This window comes from Terriglobales bacterium (assembly GCA_035624475.1).
Taxonomy (GTDB): domain Bacteria; phylum Acidobacteriota; class Terriglobia; order Terriglobales; family Acidobacteriaceae; genus DASPRL01.
Window position 1 is genome coordinate 1 of record DASPRL010000263.1, and the last position, 7641, is coordinate 7641.

At 66.0% G+C, this 7641-nt stretch carries 6 protein-coding genes; 3 read left to right on the plus strand and 3 right to left on the minus strand.

Features of this window, described 5'->3' with window-relative positions; genetic code table 11:
• From VEG08_10560 to VEG08_10570, 3 genes are all read left to right on the plus strand, one after another.
• A partial coding sequence (locus tag VEG08_10560) for an efflux RND transporter periplasmic adaptor subunit (GenBank protein ID HXZ28427.1) occupies positions 1-852 on the plus strand: 852 nt, incomplete at its 5' end.
• Between the two features lie 36 nt (positions 853-888).
• Entirely contained in the window at positions 889-1776 is an 888-nt protein-coding gene (locus VEG08_10565) for an efflux RND transporter periplasmic adaptor subunit (protein ID HXZ28428.1), read from the plus strand.
• Positions 1773-3923 (plus strand): HlyD family efflux transporter periplasmic adaptor subunit, encoded by a 2151-nt coding sequence (locus VEG08_10570; GenBank protein ID HXZ28429.1) that lies wholly within the window; start codon positions 1773-1775, stop codon positions 3921-3923. The genes VEG08_10565 and VEG08_10570 overlap by 4 nt, the downstream gene beginning before the upstream one ends.
• A gap of 81 nt (positions 3924-4004) precedes the next feature.
• Here VEG08_10570 and VEG08_10575 read toward each other — a convergent pair whose 3' ends face one another.
• The 3 genes from VEG08_10575 to VEG08_10585 all read right to left on the minus strand — a co-directional run bounded on the left by VEG08_10575 (position 4005) and on the right by VEG08_10585 (position 7261).
• Positions 4005-4379, minus strand: coding sequence for a hypothetical protein (locus VEG08_10575; GenBank protein ID HXZ28430.1), 375 nt, complete (start codon positions 4377-4379; stop codon positions 4005-4007).
• Positions 4380-4613: 234 nt separating this feature from the next.
• On the minus strand, positions 4614-6008 hold the full coding sequence (locus VEG08_10580; GenBank protein HXZ28431.1) for a sigma-54 dependent transcriptional regulator: 1395 nt from the start codon (positions 6006-6008) through the stop codon (positions 4614-4616).
• 149 nt (positions 6009-6157) lie between these two features.
• On the minus strand, positions 6158-7261 hold the full coding sequence (locus VEG08_10585; protein HXZ28432.1) for a radical SAM protein: 1104 nt from the start codon (positions 7259-7261) through the stop codon (positions 6158-6160).
• Positions 7262-7641 lie beyond the last annotated feature (380 nt).

Below are 7641 nucleotides of genomic sequence, written 5' to 3' on the forward strand. Positions count from 1 at the left end.
CGCAGCACCATCCTGGCGCTGGCGGGGGCGGCCCTGCTTTTCCTGGTCGCGGTGCCCCTGCCTATGCGGCTGGACGGTAACGCCACTGTCGCCCCGGCGCACACCGCCAAGATCCAGCCCGAGGTCGAGGGCGTGGTGAGCAAGGTGTATGTGCGCGAAGGCGACCCGGTCAAGCGCGGCACCATCCTGGCCGACCTGGAGGACTGGGATTACCGCGCGGCGCTGGCCGCCGCCCAGGCCAAGCAGGCGGAGGCGGTGGCGCGCATGAACCAGGCGCTGGCCTCCAACGACGGCACGGAGGCGGGCATCCAGCGCACCCAGGCCGACTACTGGACCGCGGAGGTCACCCGCGCCCAAGAGCGGCTGGAGCGCACCCACCTGCGCTCCCCCATCGAGGGCGTGGTGGCGACGCCCCAGGTGGAGAACCTGGTGGGCCGGCGCCTCGAATTCGGCGACACCTTCGCGGAGGTCACCGACACTTCGCGCGCCACCGCGGACGTGGCCATCGACGAAGCCGATGTTCCTTTGCTGGAGCCGGGATGGCCGGCGGTGGTGAAGCTGGATAGCTTTCCCACCCAGACTTTCCGGGGCAGCGTGACTGTGATCAGCCCCCAGGGCCAGGTGGAAGGCGACGAGCGCGTGTTCTTTGCCCGCGTCTCGGTCCCCAACACGAACCCCAACGCGCTGATGCGTCCGGGGATGCAAGGCCGCGGCAAAGTGGACGCCCGGCCGGTGCTGAGCGCCAGCGGACGCGTCCTGTATCCCGCCGGCTGGCGGCCGGCGGGCTACGTCCTGTTCCGGCGCTCGGGCTTGTGGATCCGCGGGAAGCTGTGGTCATGGTTCGGGATTTAGCATAATGGGTAAGAAGCACGGGGCAGGAGGTTGAGCGTGGCGAAGCGGGTGGCATTCACCGTACTGCTTGCGGCAGGCCTGATGGCGTGGGTGGGGTGCGATTCCTCCCGGCCCGCTCCCGTGCAGGCCTCGCCTCCCAAACCGGTGACGCTGCCGGCGCCGGCGCCCACCCCGACCTTCCTCGCCTCCGGACCCCTGGTGGTGGAGAACCAGGTTGACGTGGCCGCGCAGCGCGACGGGGTGGTGGCCAAGATCGACGTGGACGCGGGCACCCCGGTGCGCAAGGGGCAATTGCTGGGCATGCTCGACGACCGCCAGATCGCCGCCGACAAGGACGCCGCCGACGCCAAGGTGCGCTCCACCCAGGCCGATCTGCAAGGCTGGGAGGGCGAGGTCAAGGTGCTGCAGGCCGACCGCGAGCGCGCCGAGAAGATGTGGGACGCCCAGCTCATCACCAAGCAGGACCTGGACCACGCCCGCTACAAGGTGGAAGCCGACCAATACGAAGTAGAGCGGGTGCGGGAGAACCTGAAGAACGCGCAGGCCAGCGCTCTTTCCCTGGCGCTGGAGCTGGAGAAGACGCGCATCCTGGCGCCCTTCGACGGCGTCGTGGCCCGCCGCTACGTGCGCGTGGGCCAGCGGGTGGCGGTGGGGGACCGCCTGTTCTGGGTGACGGCGGTGGCGCCGCTGCGCATCCGCTTCACCTTGCCGGAGCGCTTCGTAGGCCACATCCAGGTGGGCGATCAGCTCACGGTCACGGCCGCGACCGACAGCCAGCAGGAGCACCGCGCCAAGGTGCTGCAGGTCAGCCCGGTGGTCGACCCTTCCAGCGACACCATTGAAGTGCTGGCGGAGATCACGGGGCCGGCCGGGGAGCTGCGGCCGGGCATGACCGCCAACGTGCAGATCCCCAATCCGAAATGAACATCACCGAAGCCCTCAACGTCGCCTTGCCCGAGATCCCGGGGAAGGTGAAGGAGTACCGTCCCCGGCTTCATCCCCGGCTGGTGGGGCGGGAGCAGATCGAAGATGGCCAGCCGGTGGTGGTGGCCATCATCGAGGGCAAAAGCTGGCTCTTCGCCTTCTCCCCCACGGAATGGAAGCTGGTGCAACTGTTCGACGGCAAGCGCTCCTATGAGGAGATCGCCGACCTGTTCTCCCAGCAGGAAGGCGTGCAGTATTCCCCCGACGATCTGCGGGAGTTCGCCGCCACCCTCGACAGCAACGGGTTCTGGTACAAGACCCCGCAGGAAGAGAACGTCGCCCTGACCCAAAAGCTGGCCGAGCACCGCGGCGGCCACGCCAAGAAGAAGTCACGCTTCGGCGACATCTCCCACATCCAGTTCTCGGCCTGGGACCCGGACAAGTTCTTCGACAAGATCCACCCCAAGCTCACCTTCTTCTACTCCCGCTGGTTCACCGCGCTCACCCTGGCGGCCTTCGCCTTCATGTTCTACGTCTTCATCGACCGCTGGGGCGAGATCGCCAACGACACCATCCAGTTCTACGATTTCACCAAGAAGGGCGCCTACGATATCGCCGAGTTCTGGGTGCTGGTGTGCATCCTGCTCTTCTTCCATGAGACCGCCCACGGGCTGAGCTGCAAGCATTACGGCGGGCACGTGCATCGCATGGGCTTCCACCTGGTATACCTCACGCCCGCCTTCTTCACCGACGTGATCGAGGCCTGGGTCTATGCCACCCGCCAGCAGCGCCTGGTGATCATCGTCTCTGGGGTGTGGACGGAGATGATGTTCTCGGCCGCGGCCACGCCCATCTGGTGGGGCACGCCCAAGGGTTCGTGGGCCCATGAGTTCGCCTACAAGATCATCCTCATCACCGGCCTGGGGGTGATCTTCTTCAATTGGAATCCCCTCATCAAGCTGGACGGCTACTACTTGCTGACCGAAGGCCTGGGAATCCCCAACTTGAAGGAAGATTCCACCGCCTACGTAGCGGGCTGGGTGAAGAAGCACATTTGGCGCCTGCCGGTGGAGGTGCCCTACGTGGCCAAGCGCCGCCGCCTGGGCTATGTGGTCTATGCCCTGGTCTCGGGGGTGTACAGCTATTCCCTGCTGTATCTGGCCGCCCGCTTCGTGGGCAACATCGCTCGCAATTACAGCCCGGAATGGGCCTTCGTTCCCGCCGTGGGTGTGGGGTATCTCATCTTCCGCTCGCGCATCCGCACCTTGTGGAGGTTTATGAATACCGTGTATCTGGACAAGAAGGAGCGCCTGCAGGCCTGGCTGACCCCGCGCAACAAGCTGATCGCGGCGGCGGCGCTGCTGCTGTTCCTGGTCGCTCCCGTCTGGCGCGAAACCGTGGAGGGACGCTTCCTGCTGGAGCCGGAGAAGCGCGCGCTGCTGCGCGCGGCCGTGCCCGGCACAGTGGTGGAGGTCGACGCCGAGGAAGGCCAACCGGTGGCCGCCGGGGCCAAGCTGCTGCAGTTGCGCAACCTGGCCCTGGAATCGGAGGCGGCCAAGAGCTACGCCGACTACCGGGCCGCGGCGGCCCGCGCCGCGGAGGCCCAGCTGCGCTACGCCGACTTCGGCATCGCCGACCGGGAGCGCCAGCAACTGCAAGAGCGCACCCGCCTGCTGCAGGAGCAGGTTTCCATGCTCACCATCACTTCCCCCATCGCCGGGCGGGTGATGACGCCGCGCCTCTCCGACCGTCTGGGTTCGCGCGTCGAGGCCGGGACCGAGCTGGTGGAAGTGGCCGGCCTGGGCACCATGCGCGCCCGCATCTACCTGCCCGAGTTTGCGGTGCGGAAGGCCCAGCCGGGCGAGCCCGCCCGCCTGCTGCCCGACTCGGCCGCCAGCCCCATGCCCGGACGAGTGCTCAGCATCGCTCCCGCCTCTTCCGAGATCGCGGCCGGGTTGATCCACCAGGAACAGTATCGCGGGGTGCGCCCGCCTACCTTCTACACCGTCACCATCGAAGTGCCCAATCCGGATGGCCGCTTCAGATCGGGAATGGCAGGGACAGCCCTGATCACGGCCGGTCACCGCAGCATCGCCGGGATGCTGGCGGAGGTGGCCTGGGACTTCGTCCGACGCAAGCTTTGGTAGGGCGGAATGAGGTAGAAACGAAAAAGGGGTCGCGAAGCCTTCTCGCGACCCCTTCCCCCCTTGTTACAACTTCGTTTGCGCTTACCCGAGGTTGCCGCGCCCGCCGGACAGGTTGCCACGGCCGCCGCTCAGGTTGCCGCGCCCGCCAGACAGATTGCCACGGCCACCGCTCAGGTTGCCGCGCCCGCCGGACAGGTTGCCACGGCCACCGCTCAGGTTGCCGCGACCGCCGGACAGATTGCCACGGCCGCCGGACAGGTTGCCCCGCCCGCCGCTCAGGTTCCCACGGCCGCCGGACAGATTGCCGCGCCCGCCGGACAGGTTCCCACGACCGCCGCTCAGCGTGCCGCGCCCACCGCTCAGGTTCTTCTCACCCTGCAAGTCCTTCTGGGCGGCCAAGATGGCCTTTTTGGCGGCGGCGATGTTATTGATCAACGACTTCTTTTCAATCGCCATGATCCTCTCCTCGTTTTCTCTCTTGGGTTTCTACCAGGTCCCAAAGCTCTTCACTTCCCGTGCCTAACGCTGTGCCCATGGTGCAAGCCGATGGCCAAAATCCGCCGCGCGGTTGTGCAAACCCGAGGGGCCGTGGATTCAACGGCTTGCGGGAAACGGCCCCTGCCGCAGGACTCCGGGACACCACGCTGGACCTAAGGCCGGGTCAAAAATTAACTGATCTAAGGTTTATTTTTAACCCTGGTCGATCCTGTACTTGCGGCACAGGTACTTCATCTGCTGGGGACTGAGGCGCAGCAGAGACGCCGCCGCCTTCTTGCTGCCGGTGCGGCGAAGGGCGGCCTGCAGGTAGGCCGCTTCGATGCGCGCCATCTCCTGCGCGAAATCGATGCCGTCCTCGGGGATGAGCAGGGACTCCTGGGTCACGCTGCTGGCCATCAGGACCTGCTGGGGCAGGTGCTTGGCGGTGATGACCGGGCCTTCCACCATCAGCACCAGACGCTGCACCAGGTTCTCCAGCTCGCGCACGTTGCCCGACCAGGGATTGGCCTCCAGGATCTCCAGGGCCTCGGGCTCCATCCGCTTCAGAGGTACGCGGTTGGCGGCGCAGTAGAGGCGCAGGTAGTGGTCCACCAACAGAGGGATGTCGCCGCGGCGCTCGCGCAAGGGCGGCAGGAAGATGGGAACCACGTGGATGCGGTAGTAAAGGTCGTCGCGGAAGCGCCCCGCGTGCACCATGGCCTCCAGATCCTCGTTGGTGGCGGTGATCAGACGGAAATCCACTTTGCGGGTGCTCCGGCTCCCGATGCGCTGCACTTCGCGGTCTTCCAGCACCCGCAGCAGCTTGCCCTGCAGCGGCAGGGGCAGCGAACCAATCTCGTCCAGGAAGAGGGTGCCGGTGTGGGCGGACTCGATGTGGCCGGGGCGGGCGGCCACGGCCCCGGTGAAGGCCCCCTTTTCGTGCCCGAAGAGTTCGGACTCGATGAGCGACTCCGGGATGGCGGCGCAGTTCACGCTGACGAAGGGCTTGTCGGCGCGCGGGCCACTCATAATGATGGCCCGGGCCACCAGTTCCTTGCCGGTGCCGCTCTCGCCCCGGATCAGCACCGTGGTGGTGCTGTCGGCGACGCGGGTGATGGCGTCGTAGACCCGGCGCATGGGCTCGCTGCCCCCGATCAGTTCGCAGAAGCTGTACTTGGGGACGATCTGCTCGCGCAGGCGCCGGTTCTCGATCTCGATGCCGCGCTGGTCCAAGGCGCGCTCCAGCACGATGCGCAATTCGCCGAAATCCACCGGCGCGATGAAGAACTCGTCGGCGCCCAGCTCCGCCGCCTGCAGGCGGATGGAACGGCTGTGCGAGCGAGTGAGCGCCACCAGCACCAGGTCCTGGTTCATGCTGCGCAGCTCGCCCAGCACCTCCAGACCCTGGGCGGCGGAGGCGCCGGCGGTGTCGAGGTCGAGGACCAGCGCATCCAGCGGCACCTGGGTCATCAGCGGCAGGATGTCGTCGGGATGGCGCAAGAAGGTGGTGTTGAAGGCCGGCGCCAGGAACGCTTCCACGTCGGGGAGGGCCGACTCGTCGGTGGTCACGATGGCGATATACCGGGTTTCGGTGGCAGCGGGGCTCATGAGGCAGCCTGTCCGGGGGCAGGGGGATTATAGGCAAATTCTAGCTCGCGGGGGTCAAAAAATGTCCTGCGAGAGGCGGTCGCGGCGCTAGCCGGGCAAAAACAAAAGGCCTTCTCCGCGGAGAAGGCCCGGGAAATCCCGCGGCGGGATCAGGCTTCGGCCATCTGCGCCTGACCGCTCCAGCCGTGCAGCCCTTGCTTGATGATCCAGCGCAGCACGTTGCGGTTGTTGTAGTAGTAGCCGAGCACGTACTGGCAGGTGGAGAGGCAGTGCGAGTTGCACACCTTCTTCATCTCGTCGAGCTGGCGGTTGTCGAACTTGGGCTCCCAGATGCTGCCCCAGTCGTCCTTGGCCGAATACATGGGGAAGCAGGGGGCCAGGGTGCCGTCGGTGCGGATGACGCAGGAGTTGTGCCCGGCGCGGCAGTTCCAGGGATAGGTGATCCCGCGCATGAAGTCCTTCATCTTGCGCAGGTGGTCCTTGGAGTTGACCATGATGTATCCCTGGGCGTTCTTCTCGATCAGCCAATCCAGCACCTCGTCCACCCGCGGCCAGTCGGCGGGCGTGATGTAGGTGACGTTGTCCTCCAGGTGCTGGAAGTGCGGCTGCTCGATGTAGGGGGGCTCGTTGATGTGCACGTCGGTGGAGATGCCGTTGTCGTGGGCGATCTCGGTGAGCGCCTTGACGTCCGCCAGGTTGTGCCGGCACATGTTGGTGTTGAAGACGATCATGTAGCCATGCTCGCGCTGCCGCTGCACCAGGTACCTGAACTGCTTCTCGATGCGGCGGAAGTTCTTGGCCAGCCCGGGCAGCGGGTCCAGGCAGTCCACCGCCAGGTTGATGGCGGCCACCCCGCGTTCGCCCACCCGGTCGATGAAGTCCTCGTTCATGAGGATGCCGTTGGTGGGCAGGTAGACGAAGAAGCCGTTTTTGGTGCCGTAGTCCACCACCTTGAGGATGAGGTCGCGGCGCAGCAGGGGCTCGCCGCCCATGATGGCGATCACCCGGCAGCCCACCGACTTCAGCCAGTCGATGGAGCGGATGGCGGTCTCCTCCGACATCCCCTTCACTTTGTTGTTGAAGGCCCAGCAATAGTGGCAGTCGACGTTGCACTTCCACTCGGTGAAGAGGTAAGAAAGCAACGGGCGGAACTTGTCGCTCTGAATGCGCGACTGCATGTAGGGGACGAACCAACGGCGAAACGCACGCACGAAGTTGTTGGCGTGGTAGCTTCGGGTCTGCAACTCCGGCATCAAGCCCTCCCGGGCATAGGGTTCACAATCGACACAAGGTCAAGCCATTTAGAATATCCACGGCGAGGCGCTCTCGTACAGCAAAAAATCAGTTAAACCGGGCAAAATGAGCACTCTACGGCGTCCAGGACGCAGCGAACCGGGCCTCCGGAAGGCCCAACGGCGAGGCCCAAGTCCCTCCCCCCAAGGGGGCAGCGACTGGGACCAACGCTATCGTCAGGGGGCTCACAAGTGGCGCCAGCCCGACCCCTTCCTGCTCGCAGCTTACCGTGAGTTTATCGCACCCGGCCGTTCGCGGCCAAGGCGGGCGCTGGATGTCGCCGGGGGAGTCGGCCGGCACGCTCTCTGGCTGGCCCGGCGCGGCTGGCAGGTGACCATCG

Excerpts from the sequence above, each read along its gene's own strand:
- VEG08_10570 (HXZ28429.1), top strand. The coding sequence starts at position 1,773 with ATGAACATCACCGAAGCCCTCAACGTCGCCTTGCCCGAGATCCCGGGG.
- VEG08_10575 (HXZ28430.1), bottom strand. The coding sequence starts at position 4,379 with ATGGCGATTGAAAAGAAGTCGTTGATCAATAACATCGCCGCCGCCAAA.
- VEG08_10580 (HXZ28431.1), bottom strand. The coding sequence starts at position 6,008 with ATGAGCCCCGCTGCCACCGAAACCCGGTATATCGCCATCGTGACCACC.
- VEG08_10585 (HXZ28432.1), bottom strand. The coding sequence starts at position 7,261 with ATGCCGGAGTTGCAGACCCGAAGCTACCACGCCAACAACTTCGTGCGT.